12 protein-coding genes are annotated in these 15,594 nt (G+C 64.6%); 6 read left to right on the top strand and 6 right to left on the bottom strand.

Annotated elements, in window-relative coordinates; genetic code table 11:
• The first annotated feature begins 13 nt into the window (after positions 1-13).
• Positions 14-1,171 (top strand): acyl-CoA dehydrogenase family protein, encoded by a 1,158-nt coding sequence (locus tag BLT75_RS03430; RefSeq protein ID WP_093027748.1) that lies wholly within the window; start codon positions 14-16, stop codon positions 1,169-1,171.
• A gap of 195 nt (positions 1,172-1,366) precedes the next feature.
• Here the strand turns inward: BLT75_RS03430 and BLT75_RS03425 are convergent, their stop codons facing one another.
• Complete coding sequence (locus tag BLT75_RS03425; protein ID WP_093028173.1) at positions 1,367-2,263, bottom strand: LysR substrate-binding domain-containing protein; 897 nt, start codon at positions 2,261-2,263, stop codon at positions 1,367-1,369.
• A gap of 100 nt (positions 2,264-2,363) precedes the next feature.
• Here BLT75_RS03425 and BLT75_RS03420 point away from each other — a divergent pair, with 100 nt between their 5' ends.
• Genes BLT75_RS03420 through BLT75_RS03405 form a run of 4 tightly spaced genes read left to right on the top strand, consistent with a single transcriptional unit; the run spans position 2,364 to position 8,129 of the window.
• On the top strand, positions 2,364-3,530 hold the full coding sequence (locus tag BLT75_RS03420) for a pyridoxal phosphate-dependent aminotransferase (RefSeq protein WP_093027746.1): 1,167 nt from the start codon (positions 2,364-2,366) through the stop codon (positions 3,528-3,530).
• A 38-nt stretch (positions 3,531-3,568) separates the two neighbouring features.
• Positions 3,569-5,761: a dehydrogenase E1 component subunit alpha/beta gene (locus BLT75_RS03415; protein ID WP_093027744.1), complete on the top strand. Its 2,193-nt coding sequence runs from the start codon at positions 3,569-3,571 to the stop codon at positions 5,759-5,761.
• Positions 5,758-6,795: an ACP S-malonyltransferase gene (locus BLT75_RS03410; protein ID WP_093027742.1), complete on the top strand. Its 1,038-nt coding sequence runs from the start codon at positions 5,758-5,760 to the stop codon at positions 6,793-6,795. The genes BLT75_RS03415 and BLT75_RS03410 overlap by 4 nt, the downstream gene beginning before the upstream one ends.
• A 47-nt stretch (positions 6,796-6,842) precedes the next feature.
• Positions 6,843-8,129 (top strand): NAD(P)/FAD-dependent oxidoreductase, encoded by a 1,287-nt coding sequence (locus BLT75_RS03405; RefSeq protein WP_093027740.1) that lies wholly within the window; start codon positions 6,843-6,845, stop codon positions 8,127-8,129.
• Between the two features lie 9 nt (positions 8,130-8,138).
• On the opposite strand, the gene BLT75_RS03400 is transcribed toward BLT75_RS03405, so the two are convergent.
• Positions 8,139-8,843: an SDR family oxidoreductase gene (locus BLT75_RS03400; RefSeq protein WP_093027738.1), complete on the bottom strand. Its 705-nt coding sequence runs from the start codon at positions 8,841-8,843 to the stop codon at positions 8,139-8,141.
• Between the two features lie 93 nt (positions 8,844-8,936).
• Positions 8,937-9,872 (bottom strand): LysR family transcriptional regulator, encoded by a 936-nt coding sequence (locus BLT75_RS03395; protein WP_093027736.1) that lies wholly within the window; start codon positions 9,870-9,872, stop codon positions 8,937-8,939.
• A 72-nt stretch (positions 9,873-9,944) separates the two neighbouring features.
• Between BLT75_RS03395 and BLT75_RS03390 the strand changes: the two genes are divergently transcribed.
• Positions 9,945-13,163, top strand: coding sequence for a reductive dehalogenase (locus tag BLT75_RS03390; protein WP_093027734.1), 3,219 nt, complete (start codon positions 9,945-9,947; stop codon positions 13,161-13,163).
• A gap of 3 nt (positions 13,164-13,166) precedes the next feature.
• On the opposite strand, the gene BLT75_RS03385 is transcribed toward BLT75_RS03390, so the two are convergent.
• The 3 genes from BLT75_RS03385 to BLT75_RS03375 all read right to left on the bottom strand — a co-directional run bounded on the left by BLT75_RS03385 (position 13,167) and on the right by BLT75_RS03375 (position 15,466).
• On the bottom strand, positions 13,167-13,388 hold the full coding sequence (locus tag BLT75_RS03385) for a hypothetical protein (RefSeq protein WP_143028506.1): 222 nt from the start codon (positions 13,386-13,388) through the stop codon (positions 13,167-13,169).
• Between the two features lie 63 nt (positions 13,389-13,451).
• The gene (gene speB, locus BLT75_RS03380; RefSeq protein WP_093027730.1) at positions 13,452-14,300 is read right to left on the bottom strand and encodes an agmatinase; all 849 of its coding nucleotides are present in this window, start codon (positions 14,298-14,300) and stop codon (positions 13,452-13,454) included.
• Entirely contained in the window at positions 14,297-15,466 is a 1,170-nt protein-coding gene (locus BLT75_RS03375) for a carboxynorspermidine decarboxylase (RefSeq protein WP_093028171.1), read from the bottom strand. The genes speB and BLT75_RS03375 overlap by 4 nt, the downstream gene beginning before the upstream one ends.
• Positions 15,467-15,594: the final 128 nt, after the last annotated feature.

The raw sequence follows: 15,594 nt of genomic DNA, 5'->3' as shown, positions 1-15,594 counted from the left end.
ATCGGAGAATGACATGTCCCTTTTCACCAGCACAGCGGCCTGGGTCACCGACGAACACCGCATGTTCGCCGAGGCGGCAGGCCGGTTCCTCGATGACGAACTGGTTCCCAATATCGAGACCTGGGTCGACAACGGTGTCGTCGATCGGGATTTCTGGCGCAAGGCCGGCGAGACAGGGCTGATGGCGGGGGCCATCCCAGAGGAATTCGGAGGCGTCGGCGGCGGCATGGGCTTTGACGCGGTCACCATCTATGAACAGACCTCGCGCGGGGATGCGGGATGGGGCTATGGCATCCAGTCTATCGTGACACATTACATCACCGCCTACGGCAGCGACGAGCAGAAGGCGAAATGGCTTCCGAAACTCGCCTCGGGCGAGATGGTGGGTGCCATCGCGATGACCGAGCCGGGCACCGGGTCGGACCTGCAGGCGGTGCGCACCACTGCCGAGAAGGACGGCAATTCCTACCGGATCAACGGGTCCAAGATCTTCATCACCAATGGCCAGAGCGCCGACCTGATCATCGTGGTCGCCAAGACCGACAAGAGCCTGGGCGCCAAGGGTGTATCGCTGATCGCGCTGGAAACCGAAGGCGCCGAGGGGTTCCGCAGGGGCCGCAACCTCAAGAAGCTGGGGATGAAGGCCAACGATACCGCCGAGCTGTTCTTCGAGGACGTCAAGGTGCCGATGACCAACCTCATCGGCCCGGAAGAGGGGCAGGGCTTCTACCAACTGATGAAACAGCTGCCCTGGGAACGGCTGACTATCGGCATCATGGCGCTGGGCGCCATCGACTTCGCCATCGCCGAGACGGTGAAATACGTGCAGGAACGCAAGGCCTTCGGCCAGCGGGTGATGGATTTCCAGAATACCCGCTTCAAACTGGCCGAATGCAAGACCAAGGCCGAGGTGCTGCGCAGTTTCGTCAATGATTGCATCGCACGGCTCGAGGCCGGGCAACTGGACGCCGCGACTGCCTCGATGGTGAAATACTACGGCTCCGAGGTTCAGAACGAGATCATGCACGAATGCCTGCAACTCTTCGGCGGTTACGGTTTCATGATGGAATATCCCATCGCGCGGCTCTATGCCGATGCCCGGGTGCAGATGATCTATGGTGGCACAAACGAGGTCATGAAGGAACTGATCGCCCGGTCGATGGACGTCTGATCCGTTCGAAATCAAATCGTGCGCCTGCGGCGCGCACGATTCTTCGTTGAGGGACACTGTCCCTCAAACTCCCTGGAGTATTTGTAACCAGAAAGAAGCAGGACTGACCGGATCTTGCGCTTCTTTCTGGTGAAAAAAATACTCCGGGGTGAATTGCCCGCAGGGCAAGAGGGGCTGCGCCCCTCGCCAGGCCGCTCAAGGGCGCTCCCGGCTCAATCGTGTCTGCAACCAGGTTCGGAAAGATTTCAACGGCTGCGGTTCGGCGCGATTTTGTGGCCAGACCAGAAAGTAATCACCGAGACTGACCGCCGGTCCGTTCCAGGCAAGCACCAATCGGCCGGTTCGCATATCCTGCTCCACCAGGTATGAGGGCAGCAAGGCAACGCCGAGCCCGTGTATGGTGGCTTGAATCATGGTCGAGAACTGGTCGAACAGCATCCCGCGCAGTCCCGTTTCCGGTTGGCCCTGGGCAGCAAACCAGCGCTCCCAGGCATCGGGCCGGGTGTCGAGATGCAACAGGGGGGCGTTTTTTAGCCATTCGAGATCTGGGTTGCCTTCGCCTCGCACGCCTGGCGCGCAGACCGGCAGAACCTCTTCGCGCATGATTGGCAGATATTGCACACCGGCCCAATCTTTTCGCCCGAAATGAATGGCGGCGTCCGAGGGTTCGCTTTCGAAGTCGAAAGGTTTCAGCCGGGTGTTGAGGTTCATCGTCACCTCGGGGTGGCGGCGGGCGAAATCCTGGAGCCGCGGCGCCAGCCAGTGCATGCCGAAAGCAGGCAGGATGGACAGGGTGAGCGTGCCGCCTGTCGGGTTGGCCTTGAGCTTGAGCGAGGCCTGCGCCAGGTGCTGTAGCACCATTCGTGCCGTCTTCACGTAATCCTGGGCGGCCGAGGTCAGGTGCAGGCGCATTTGTGTGCGCTGGATCAGTTCGACGCCGAGTTGCTCTTCCATCACCTTCAGTTGGCGACTGATGGCGCTTTGGGTCAGGGACAGTTCCTCTGCTGCGGCCGTGGCGCTGCCAAGCCGGTCTACGGCCTCAAGCGCCAGCAGAGAGGAAATCGAAGGAAGAAATCGCCGAGGTGTAATCACATGCCTTTTCCTCATACCTTTTCAATGAAATATCACTGGTTTTTTGCGTTATCCAGCGCGAAATGTTGCGGGAAACTTCTAGGGCTACTGTGAGGGCGCCATGACCATCCAGACCGGCGTGACCGGGTTCAAGCGGGCCGGACGGCTCGATGGCATCGAACTGTCGGAAATCGTCCAGATCTCTGAACATGCCGCCCGGCTGAGGGCCGGGGGTGTGGATGTCATCGCGCTCAGCACCGGCGAGCCGGATTTCCCTACGCCCGCTCACGTGATCGAGGCCGCACATCAGGCGGCGCTGGCGGGCCAGACCCGCTATCCCGCGACGGCAGGCACTCCGGCCCTGCGCGCGGCGATTGCTGCCGAGGCTGGGGTAGAGCCTGCCAATGTGATCATTTCGACCGGGGCCAAGCAGGTGCTGGCGGGTGCGTTCCTCGCCACACTCGATTCAGGCGACGAGGTGATCACCACCGCGCCCTTCTGGACCAGCTATGCCGATATGGTGCGGTTGGCAGGTGGTGTGCCTGTGGTGCTGGATTGTCCGGGCGAGCAGGGATTCAAGCTGACGCCCGCGCAGCTTGAGGCCGCAATCACCCCGCGCACGCGCTGGCTCTTGCTCAACACGCCTTCGAACCCCACCGGCGCCATCTATTCGCAAGCCGAGTTGCAGGCGCTGGGCGCGGTGCTGGAAGGCCATCCGCATGTCTGGGTGATCTCGGACGAGATTTACCAGCATCTGGCCTATGTTCCCTTTACCCCCTTTGTGCAAGCGGTGCCGGAGCTGACGGATCGGACCCTGATCGTGAACGGCGTGTCCAAGGCCTATTCCATGACCGGCTGGCGCATCGGCTGGGGTATTGGCCCGGCGTCGCTGATCAAGGCGATGGTGGCGGTGCAGGGGCAGATCACCTCGGGTGCCTGTTCCATCGCGCAGGCGGCGGCGCTGGCGGCGCTGACCGGTCCGCAGGACTTGCTGGCCGAGCGGCGGGCCGAGATGTTGGCGCGGCGCGATCTGGTGGTCGCGGGGCTGAATGCAGCCGGGCTTGACTGTGAACTGCCGGATGGCGCGTTCTATGTGTTCCCCAAGACGCCCGCAGCCATGCCTGTCGATCATGAATTCTGCCGCTATCTGCTGGACAGCACCGGGGTGGCGCTGGTGCCGGGGCGGGCCTTTGGCACGCCGGGGCATTTGCGCCTGTCTTTCGCTTATGCGAGGCAGAGTCTGGAAGAAGGGCTTGCGCGTATCGCCCGCGCCGTCGCCGCGTTGTAACAAGGGGGCAGCCGCCCCAGGTAAAAGAAGGCCGAGCCATGGACCGCGCCCAGATCGTACATGAAAATTTCCTGAGCCGGGTTGCCGCGGGCGACCTGCCCAAGGGTGCGCCGCCGCGTCCGGGCCTGTCACGCAGCGATGCGGTGTCTCTCTTCCGGTCACAGGTGCTCAGCCGCGCGCTCGACCGGACCAGCCGGGCGATGCAGAAAGCCGGGCAGGGATTCTATACCATCGGCTCCTCGGGGCACGAGGGGATGGCGGCGGTGGCCCATGCGCTGCGTCCGGCCGATATCGCTTTTCTGCATTACCGGGACGCGGCGTTCCAGATCGCCCGCGCCGAACAGGTGCCTGGCCAGCAGATCGCCTGGGACATGCTCCTGAGCTTTGCCTGCTCTAGGGAGGATCCCACTTCGGGCGGGCGGCACAAGGTGCTGGGATCCAGGGCGCTGATGATCCCGCCGCAGACCTCGACCATCGCCAGCCACCTGCCCAAGGCGGTGGGCGCGGCCTATAGCCTGGGCGCGGCCCGGCGGCACCCGCCCGAACACCGGCAATTGCCCGAGGACGGGATTGCCATGTGTTCGTTCGGCGATGCCTCGGCCAACCATTCCACGGCGCAGGGCGCGATCAACACCGCCGGCTGGACCAGCGTTCAGTCGATCCCGCTGCCGCTGCTGTTCGTATGCGAGGATAACGGGATCGGTATTTCGACCAAGACGCCCCGCGGCTGGATTCAGGCGTCGATGGAGCATCGGCCGGGCATCCGCTATTTTCAGGCCAACGGGCTGGACATCTATGAGACATATGCCGTGGCGCAAGAGGCCGCCGCCTATGTCCGCATCCGACGCAAGCCTGCGTTCCTGCATCTGAAAACCGTGCGTCTCTATGGCCATGCCGGGGCGGATGTGCCGACTACCTATCTGTCCCGGGCCGAGGTTGAGGCGGAGGAAGCCAACGATCCACTGCTTCACAGCGTACGGTTGCTGGCCGAGGACGGCGCGCTGATGCCTGCGGATGCGCTGGCGATCTACGAACAGACCTGCGCCCGCACCGACCGCATTGCGGCCGAGGCTGCGACACGCCCGCATCTGGCGAATGCCGCCGAGGTTGCGGCCAGCCTTATCCCGCCGAAACGCACCTGCAAGCCCACCAATGGCCCCAGCGCCGAGGCGCGCGCGCAGACTTTCGGCGGTGACATGCGCGCCATGGACGAGCCGCAGCCGATGAGCCGCCTGATCAACTGGGCGCTGACCGACCTGATGCTGGAACATGGTGAAATCGTCTGCATGGGCGAGGATGTGGGCCGCAAGGGGGGCGTCTATGGCGTGACCCAGAAGCTGCAACAGCGTTTCGGCCCTGACCGGATGATCGACACGCTTCTGGACGAGCAATCCATACTTGGGCTCGCCATTGGCATGGGCCATAACGGCTTTATCCCGATCCCTGAAATCCAGTTCCTCGCCTATCTGCACAATGCCGAGGACCAGATCCGGGGCGAGGCGGCGACGCTGCCGTTCTTCTCGAACGGGCAGTTCTCGAACCCGATGGTGCTGCGTATCGCGGGGCTGGGATACCAGAAAGGATTCGGCGGGCATTTCCACAATGACAACTCGCTGGCTGTGCTGCGCGACATTCCGGGGGTGATCATCGCCTGCCCCTCGACCGGAGCGGACGCGGCGCAGATGCTGCGCGAATGCGTGCGCCTGGCGCGCGAAGAACAGCGGTTGGTGGTGTTTCTGGAGCCGATCGCGCTTTATCCGATGCGGGATCTGCACGGGGCGCAGGACGGTGGCTGGATGACCACCTATCCCTCGCCTGACCGGCGCATCACCTTGGGCGAGGTCGGGGTACATGGAGACGGCACCGATCTGGCCATCGTCACCTATGGCAACGGGCATTACTTGTCGCGACAGGCGCTGCCCGAACTGGAGGCGGCGGGAGTGAAGACCCGGATCATCGACATGCGCTGGCTGGCGCCACTGCCGGCCGAGGCGCTGCGCGAAGCAACACAAGATTGCAGGCATGTGCTGATCGTCGACGAATGCCGGCGCACAGGCAGCCAGTCCGAGGCGCTGATGACTTTCTTCGCCGAAGAAAGTCGAGCCGCCCCGACCGCCCGCGTGGTGGCCGAGGATTGCTTTATCGCCACCGGCCCCGCCTATGCCGCCCCGCTGCCGTCCAAGGACGGCATCGTCGCCGCCGCGCTTTCCCTGACCGGAGCTGCAAAATGACCCGGACCGCCGTTCTGATCTGCCCCGGACGGGGCACCTACAACAAGCCGGAACTGGGTTATCTGCATCGCCACCATGGTGCCCGGATGGAGATGTTCCGGCGCTTCGATGCGATCCGCGCCGAGGCGGGGCAGGAGGCGGTCACTGCGTTGGACGCGGCCGAGCGTTATACGGTCGGCAAATACTCGCGCGGCGATGTGGCCTCGCCGCTGATCTACGCGGCCTCGCTGGCCGATGCGCAGGTGCTGGCCGAAGATATAGAGGTGGTCGCCGTCACCGGCAATTCGATGGGCTGGTACATCGCGCTGGCCGCCGCCGGGGCGCTGAGCCCCGAAAACGGTTTTCGGGTGGTCAATACAATGGGCACGCTGATGCAGGAGCATCTGATCGGCGGCCAACTGGTCTATCCCTTTACCGGCGAAGACTGGGCGGACGATCCCGCGCGCAAGGCCGAACTTCTGGCGCATGTGGCCCGAATCGACGCCTTGCCGGGCCATGATCTGTCTCAGTCCATCAATCTGGGCGGCATGCTGGTGCTGGCGGGCAACGAGGAGGGACTCAAGGCCTTCGAGGCCTCTCAGCCGGTGGTGCAGGAAAGGTTCCCGATGCGGCTGGCCAATCATGCCGCATTCCACACCCGGTTGCAGGCGCCGGTCGCCGTCGAGGGGCGGCAACGGCTGAGTGCCGATCTGTTCACCCAGCCCGACCGTCCGATGATCGACGGACGCGGCAAGATCTGGTGGCCGGGCGCAACCGATACCGAGGCGCTGTGGGGGTACACGCTGGGCCATCAGGTGACCGAACCCTATGATTTCACCCGTGCCGTGCAGACCGCCGCGCGTGAGTTTGCGCCCGACCTCTTCATCGTCACCGGTCCGGGGGCCACGCTGAGCGGCGCGGTGGCGCAATCGCTGGTACTGGCCAATTGGCGCGGCATGGGCGACAAGGTAGCGTTCCAGGTGCGTCAGGCCGAGGTCCCGTTTCTGGTCGCCATGGGGCGTGACGACCAGCGCGGCTTGGTCTGCGCGGCCTGAGAGTTCTGGAACAACATCCCGGCTGCCCGGAAAACACGCGGTGAAACATGGTGAAGGTTTCGGAAAACGACAGCAACCTCTGGCACAAGACCTGTGCCGAACAGGTCTCGGCACCTCCGCTGGAGTCCGATACGTCTGTCGATCTGGTCATTGTCGGGGGCGGATTCACCGGCGTGTCGGCGGCCCTGCATGCGGCGCAGGCAGGGGCCAGCGTCTGCCTGCTCGAAGCGCAGGAGATCGGCCATGGCGGATCGGGCCGCAACGTGGGGCTGGCCAATGCCGGTTTGTGGCTGCCACCTGACGACATCCGCGCGCATCTGGGGCAGCAGGCCGGCGACCGGCTGATCGCATTGCTGGCGGGGGCACCGGCCCGTGTCTACGATCTGATTGCGCGATATGACATCGCCTGCGAACCGGTGCGCAATGGCACTCTGCATTGCGCCCATTCCGCTGCCGGGCTGGCGGACCTGCGCAAGCGGCATGCGCAGCTTTCGGCATCCGGGGCACCGGTGCAGTTGCTGTCGGCCGAGGAAACCACGCGCCGCACCGGTTCAACCGTGTTCCACGGCGCGCTGTTCGATCCGCGCGCCGGAACCATTCAGCCATTGGGGTATGTCAAAGGTCTGGCGCGCGCGGCCCAGGCGGCGGGCGCGAAGATCCATGCGCGAAGCCCGGTCATCGAACTGAGCCATGGGGACGGAACCTGGCAGGCCAGAACCCCGGGCGGCACGGTGCGCGCCCGGGCGCTGATCCAGGCCACCAATGCGTATCACCAGGGCCTGGAGCGAAACGCGCCGGCTTATGTTCCGGTGCACTATTTCCAGTTTGCCACCGCCCCCTTGCCCGATGCACTGCGTGCGCGGATCCTTCCGGGCGGCGAAGGGTGCTGGGATACGGCGCTGGTGATGTCGTCCTTCCGGATGGACGCGGCGGGCCGGATGATCATCGGGGCGATGGGTGATCTGAGCCATCTTGCCAGCGGCATTCACCGCGCCTGGGTGCGCCGCAAGCTGGCGCGCCTGTTCCCGGAATTGGCGGACCAGCCGTTGCAGATGGGTTGGCACGGCCGGATCGCCATGACCTCGGACCATATCCCCAAGATCACCCGGCCCGGTCCCAACGCCCTGGCCGCACATGGCTATTCCGGCCGGGGCATCGGCCCCGGAACCCTGTTCGGCCAGGCCATGGCCGAGGCGCTGATCGGCGGTGACGAAGGTAATCTGCCCATCGCCGCCGTCGAGGGCCATGCCGAACGCATGACCGGTTTGCAGCAAGCCTATTACGAGACCGGCGCCACGCTGACGCACCTGGTCAGGGCGCGTATCGGCTCTTGAACAAAAAGGTCAGACCGAGCGGGTAATCCCGCCATCGACGCGGATGTTCTGTCCGGTGATGTAACCGCCGCCCTCCGACGCCAGCAAGGCGATGACCGAGGCAATCTCGTCATAGCTGCGGCCGTATCGCCCCAAGGGGATGCGGCTGCGGAACTCTTCCTTTTCCGGCAGGCTGTCGATGAAACCGGGCAGGACATTGTTCATGCGGATGTTCTCGGCCGCGTATCTGTCGGAGAACAGTTTGCAGAAGGCCGCGAGCCCCGCCCTGAACACGCCTGAAGTGGGAAAGACCGGATCCGGTTCGAACGCGGCGAAGGTCGAGATATTGATGATCGAACCGCCCCCCTGCGTCTGCATGATCGGGGTGACCAGCCGGGTCGGACGCACGGCATTGAGGAAATAGACCTCCATCCCCCGGTGCCAGTCCTCGTCCGAAAGCTCCAGAACGGGCGCCCGGGGTCCGTGCCCGGCCGAGTTTACCAGAACGTCGATCCTGCCCCAGCGCTCCATCGCCGCGTCGACCAGTCTCTTGAGATCCTCGTTGGACTGGTTCGAACCCGTCACGCCAAGACCGCCCAACTCGGCCGCCAATGCCTCGCCCTTGCCGGATGATGACAGGATGCCGACACGGAAACCGTCTGCCGCCAGTCTGCGGGCGGCGTCTGCACCCATGCCGCTGCCGCCGGCCGTGATCAATGCAACTTTGTCTTTCATGCCCAAGCTCCGTTTGGAAGATGGTTCAGCATACCCGGCAATGCGCCAACGGGCCAAGCATATCCCGGGATCAGCCGTCGCGGCATGACCCTGTCACCTGTCTGTGGTGCGGGGCGCGGCCTTCTGTCCGGTCTGCAATCCTGCCGTGATCTCTTCGACCCGGGTACGCAGCCAGCGATGTGCGGGGTCCGCGGCCGAGCGCTGGTGCCAGACCATGTAGATCGACACCGGCGGGCAGTGAAAGGGCAACGGCGCGCAGTCCAGCGCAGCCAGTGGCCCGCGCTTCATCAGGGCCGTGTCGGTCGAGATCAGGTCGCTGCCTTTGACAAAGGCGGGTATCGCGTTGAAATGCGGCAGGATCACCGTGGGCGGCCTGATCTGGCTCTGGTCCACGCCTTGCATCACCGTGCGGGCGTTGCGCCCGTCGGGAAAGCGCACTTCGACATGTTCGGCGGCGCAATAATCTTCCCAGCTCTCGGGCGGCGTCCGGCGGCTGGCGTCGTAGAACACCATGAGCGGGCTGGAGAACAGCCGTTTCTGGAAGATGTCCGGCCCGTCCGGCGGCAGCGGTGTCAGCAACAGCTGGCAGCGGTCACTGCGCAGCAGCTCGGGCCCCGGAACGCCGGAGGGGAGGAAACCCAACCTAAGCCGCACCCCCTGGGAGCGTGCCGCGCGCAGCAGGCTGGGAAAGATCATCTCGCGTTGCAGGTCATTGGCCGCGATGTGAAACTCCATCTCTTCCGAGAGCGGATCGAAGGGACGGTCGTCAGTCAGTGCCCGCATGCCATCCAGCACCTTTTGCACCGGCTCCTGCAACGCCAGAGCGCGTTCGGTCGGGGTCAGGCCCTGACCTGACCGGACAAAGAGCGGATCGCCCAGAACCGCGCGCAGCTTGGACAGCGTGTGGCTGACCGCCGATTGCGTGACGCCCAGCCGGTCGGCGGCGCGTGACACCGAGCTTTCTTCGAGTATGGTCAGAAAGGCGCGCAGCACCTTTCCATCGAGATCGGTGAAATCGAAATCCTTCATGACATCTATGATTAAACATGAATGGTTTTTGTGTCCATTTCACGCTAGGGCCAGAGAAACAGGAGGCGCGCAATGGGCATTCGCTTTTTCTCGGACAGAAACCGTCCAGTGCATAAGGGGCCTTATCCGCTGGAACGACTGGCGCGATTGCCTTGCTTCGCCGACCTTCCGGAGGCGCCTGAAATGCCGGAACTCGGCTTTCACCGGCCGGAAAAGCCCGAGAGCATTGTCAATGCCATGGGCGAGTTCCAGGCGATGATGGACGCGATCCGCGACGGGTTCGTCAACCCGGCGCGGGCGGACATCCCCGACGACCCGATCGAACGGGCCAACCACCTGAAGGCCTTCGGGTATTTCAACGACGCCTCGATGATGGGCTGTGGCCCGCTGGCGGTCGGGGCGCGACTGGATGTGCCGCGCCGCAACCCTGATATCGACCGCCTCGCCCATGCGCTGAGGACCCGCCAGACCAAGACGCTGGCCTCGGGCATCGACGTGATCATGGCGGATCTGAAGGAAAGCATGGAGGCCGAGCCGACCGGCATCGACAGCCACCACCATGCCATCGTGTTCCTTTACGAACATCACCGCGATCCCGCCCCGGACGAGCCGGGAAGCGACTGGATACAGGACGCGCAGGATCATCGCGCCTGTCTGCTGGCCAGCGAAAATGCTGTGGTAATTGCCAATTACATCAGGCTGTTAGGCTTCGATGCGCGGGCGCATACGATGACCTCTTCGGATGTGGACCTGGGCCGGCTGGCGGTGGCGGCAGGGCTGGTGACAGTCGAGGGCGACCGGCTGGTGGCCCCCTGGCTGGGAACCCGGTTCGGGCTGGCGGCAGTCACGACCGAGATGGAGATCGCCCATGACCTTCCGCTTGCCCCGATGGGTGGGCAACCCTGGTTCAGGACGCAGGGGCCGGCCTGGTGGCTGGGCATGGGCTTTGCGAAGAATGCAATGAACCGAGATGTTTACGCGCTGCGGCGCTATGTCGACGGGGCGCATCCGTTCGAGAAGCTGAAACGCGTCGAGACACCCACGACCTATATCGACGAGGCCAATGTCGCCCGTGTACCAAAGCGCGCGGACATCTTCGCCCGGGCGCAGTTCGGCGACATGGGCAAGGCGCTGCAAGAGGGGGCGAAGGGCGGTCATTATGTGCGCAAGGCGGCGCCCAGTTTCGCCCAGAGACGCGCACTTGGCGCTTTTGTACTGCTTCAGGACGGTGAAAGTGCCGTTTCGTACAGGCCCCACGACGCCGCGCGCAACGCCGCCAACCTGAAAGCGGCAAGCTATTTCCTGGGGGTCGATGCGGTCGGGCTCAGCCGCTGCCCGGCGTGGACCTGGTACAGCCACGACGCGACCGGCGAGGCCATCGTGCCACCGCATGACCAGGCGGTCAGCATGATCATCGACCAGGGCTATGAGACGATGGAGGGCGCCTCGGGCGACGACTGGATCAGCGTGGCGCAATCCATGCGCGCCTATCTTCGCTTCTCGCTGCTGGGGGGCGTGATCGCGCAGCAGATCCGCAACCTGGGCTACAAGGCCAAGGCGCATACGGTGATGGACGGCGAGGTGTTGCAGCCGCCTCTGCTGCTGCTTTCGGGTCTGGGCGAGGTCAGCCGCATCGGCGAGGTGATCCTGAACCCTTACCTTGGCCCGCGCCTGAAATCGGGCGTGGTGACGACCGACATGCCGATGGACCATGACAAGCCCATCGACTTTGGTCTGCAACGGTTCTGCGAGGCTTGCAACAAATGCGCCCGCGAATGCCCGTCGGGGGCGATCACCGCCGGGCCGAAGCTGATGTTCAACGGCTACGAGATCTGGAAATCCGACAGCCAGAAATGTGCCACCTACAGGATCACGACGCAGGGCGGCGCGATGTGCGGGCGCTGCATGAAAACCTGTCCCTGGAACCTGGAAGGGATTTTTGCCGAACGGCCGTTCCGCTGGGCGGCGATGCATATTCCGGCGGCGGCCCCGGCGCTGGCGCGGCTGGACGATGCGGTTGGCAATGGCGGGCTGAACGATGTGAAGAAATGGTGGTGGGATATCGAGTTGCAGGCCGACGGGGCCTATCGCCCCTCGACCCACCCGTTGAACCGGCGCGGCCTGCAAAGGGACCTGGACCTGAAATACGAGGACCAGACGCTGGCCGTCTATCCCGCGCCGCTGGCGCCGCATCCCTGGCCCTATCCGTTTCCTATGGATCGCGAGGCGGGTATTGCAGCCTACGAGGCGATGGTGACGGCAGCGGAATACAAGGCGCGCCTGACGGAGGGCGACCTGTCAGTGGTACATCGCTATACCGTGCCCGATGCCGAGAGCGCGCCGGTGATCCGGGTCGCGGTGACGCGGGCCGAGAAGATGACCGGGGATGTCACGAAATACGAGTTCTCGGCGCTCGACGGCGCGCCTTTGCCGGAATGGACGGCAGGAGCGCATCTGGACGTGCTGGTCGCGCCCGAGTTCCTGCGGCAATATTCGATGTCGGGCGATCCGGCAGACCGGACGAAGTACCAGATCGGCGTGCTGCGCGAGGATGCGGGACGCGGCGGATCGAAGCTGATGCACCGCATCTTTGCCGAAGGACGCAAGGTGTTCATCTCGAAACCGATCAATCATTTCGAGTTGGAGGAGGGAGCGACACGCACGTTCCTGATGGGCGGCGGCATCGGTATCACGCCGATGATCGCCTTCGCCCATCGGCTGCATGCGCTGGGGGCGGAATTCGAGATGCATTATTCCGTCTCGACCCGGGCCGGGGCGGGGTATCTGGCCGACCTTGCGGCCATGCCATGGGCCGACCGGGTGCACCTGCATTTCTCGGACGAGGGCACGCGCGCCGATCTGGACGCGGTTCTGGCCGGGTACCGGCCCGGCTGGCATGTCTACACCTGCGGCCCCGATCGCTACATGGAGGGGGTCATGCAAGCCGCCGAGCGAAAAGGCTTCCCCGAGGAGGCGCGGCATCTGGAGTATTTTTCGGTTCCCGAACAGCCGGAATATGAAAACCATCCCTTCAGCCTGAAGCTTGCACGGTCGGGCCGCGTGCTGGAGGTGCCGGCGGACAAGGACGCGGCGCAGGTGCTGAACGAGAACGGTTACCACATCGACGTCAAATGTTCGGACGGGATCTGTGGTGTCTGCAAATGCGGCCTGATCGCGGGCGTGGTCGAACATCGCGATTTCGTGCTGTCGAAGAAACAGCGCGAGGGAGCGATCATTCTGTGCCAGTCGCGCGCGGCGGAGCCGGGAGGCGTGGTCGAGATCGACCTCTGAGCGTCAGGCCAGCCGGATCGGATAGTCGCGCCGGATACTGGCATCGAACTCGGGCGGGACATGGCCGGGGGCAGGCCGGGCCAACAGCGCGGCGGTTCGCGCGCGCGCCTGCGCAATCAGGTCCAGAGGCTGCGACGCGCCCCGGTCCTGCGGCGTGCGGTGATCGGCCACCGCGTCGCGCAGCCCGTCGCGGGACCGGGTGTCGGCCAACAGGCGCTGTGTCACGAATGGCAAATGCGCAAACAAAGACTGCCGATCATTCCTGCATGAAATGATCTTCGGGTGTCGTCACCCGGCGCAGGCGGCCATCAGGCGATAGACGATCTGGGCTGCGGTGAAATCCCAGGCGGCATTGCCGTCGGGGGCCAGTTCCACAACGTCGAGACCAACGCATTTGCGCCCCTTCAGCGCATGCTCGACAAGGTGCAGCGCCTGGTAATAGCCCAGTCCGCCGGGCACCGGCGTGCCGGTTGCGGGCATCTGGCTGGGGTCGAGCCCGTCGACGTCGAAACTGACATAGACCAGTTCGGGGAAATCCTCGGGCAGGTCGATGGCGTGGAGATTGCCGGTGACCAGCTCCTCTGCATCCTTGTAGAATACGCCGTGTTTGGCGCGCTCGTCGATTTCCTGTTGGCAAAGGGCGCGGACACCGAATTGCGCCAGGCGGATGCCTTCGCCCGCGAGCAGGTGCATGACCGAGGCATGGCTGTGTTTCTCGCCCTGATAGGCGATGCGCAGGTCGGCATGGGCGTCGATCTGCACCAGTCCCAGCGGCTTTCCCAGTGCCCTCGCCACCCCCATCACCGCGCCGAAGCTGAGCGAATGCTCGCCCCCCAGCGTGACCGGCACCCGGCCCGCGCGGATGGCGGCTTCGGTCCGCTGGGCGAGGCGTTCCATCACCTCGGGCAAAGAGCCGTCGCAGTCGAGCGGGTCTTCGGTGAAGATGCCCGCGGCACAGGGCTCGGCGCCGTTGGTGATCCGCTCAAGCTCGTTTGACGCCTCGATGATGGCGGCGGGCCCGCCCGCCGTGCCCGAACCGTAGGAGACGGTACGCTCCAGCGGCACCGGGATGATCCGGAAGCGGGCATCCGGACCGCGTTCGGCGGCGGTCAGTTCGCTGTCGAGAAAGATGCTCATGAAAGGCGCTCCTTGAAGTCTTCGTAGCCGAACTGCCGCACGATGCGCAGCGCGTCGGTCTTGCTGTTCCACAGCGCGATGGTGGGCAGGGGCACGCCGTTGAACGTATTGGTCTTGACCATCGAGTAATGCGCCTGGTCGAGAAAGGCAAAGCGCTGGCCGATTTGCAGCGGTTCGGCCCAGGTGTAGTCCCCGATCACGTCACCGGCGAGGCAGGAGGGGCCGCCCAGACGATAGGTATGGCCGGTCTCGGCCTCGTCCATCAGGGCGGGGCGATAGGGCGCTTCGATCACATCGGGCATGTGGCAGGTAGCCGAGATATCGGTGATGGCCAGCGTCATGCCGTTGTTGGGCAGGTCGAGGATTTCGCCGACGAGGATACCGGCATCCAGCGCCACCGCCTCGCCCGGTTCAAGATAGACGTCGAGACCCAGGGTTTCGCGAATGTCGCGCAGGAAGGCGACCAGCGCGTCGCGGTCGTAATCGTCGCGGGTGATATGGTGGCCGCCGCCGAAGTTGAGCCATTTCAGGCCCGGCAGATAAGGCGCGAGTTTCGGCGCCACCGCCGCCCAGGTGCGCGCAAGCGGTTCGAAACCCTGTTCGCAGAGCGTGTGCATGTGCAGCCCGTCGACGCCTTGCAGGGCCTCCGGGGTAAGTTGGCTGACCGGGGTGCCGAGCCGGGAACAGGGCGCGCAGGGGTCGTATTTGGGGATCTCGCCCTCGGAATGCTCGGGGTTGATCCTGAGACCCACCTGCACGCCGGCCGCCCGGGCACGGTCGAGGAACCGGTCCTTTTGCGCCGGGCTGTTGAAGATGACGTGGTCGGAGAGCGACAGGATCTCGTCGATGTCATCGTCCTTGTAGGCGGCGCAGAAGGTGGCGACCTCACCGCCGTATTCCTCGCGGCCCAGACGCGCCTCGTAGATGCCGCTGGCGCAGGTGCCGCCGAGATACCGGCGGATGAGGGGCGCGAGCGCAAACATGGAGAATGCCTTGAGCGCGGAGAGTACATGCGCGCCGGAGCGGTCGGAAATATCCTTGAGAACCGCCAGATTCCGTTCGATGGCCACCTCGTCCACGACGAAACAGGGGGTGGGCACGCGGGAGAGGTCGAAGCGGCGGAAAGCACCGGCGTCGCCAGCCTGGGTGGTCATCATGTCGGCCATGGCCTGCATCTCCCTGAGGTGGGGAAGCCGGGGCGCTGCCCCGTCGCCATTGTCGCTCGGACCAATGGCGCGCCAATGGCGGCCCCCCGGAGTAATTTCGAAAAGATGAAGAGGCGGGGGCTTGCCCG

It is taken from the genome of Ruegeria marina (assembly GCF_900101475.1).
GTDB lineage: Bacteria > Pseudomonadota > Alphaproteobacteria > Rhodobacterales > Rhodobacteraceae > Ruegeria_B > Ruegeria_B marina.
Note: the sequence above shows the minus strand (reverse complement) of the source record. Positions and strands in the feature narration are given on the sequence as shown.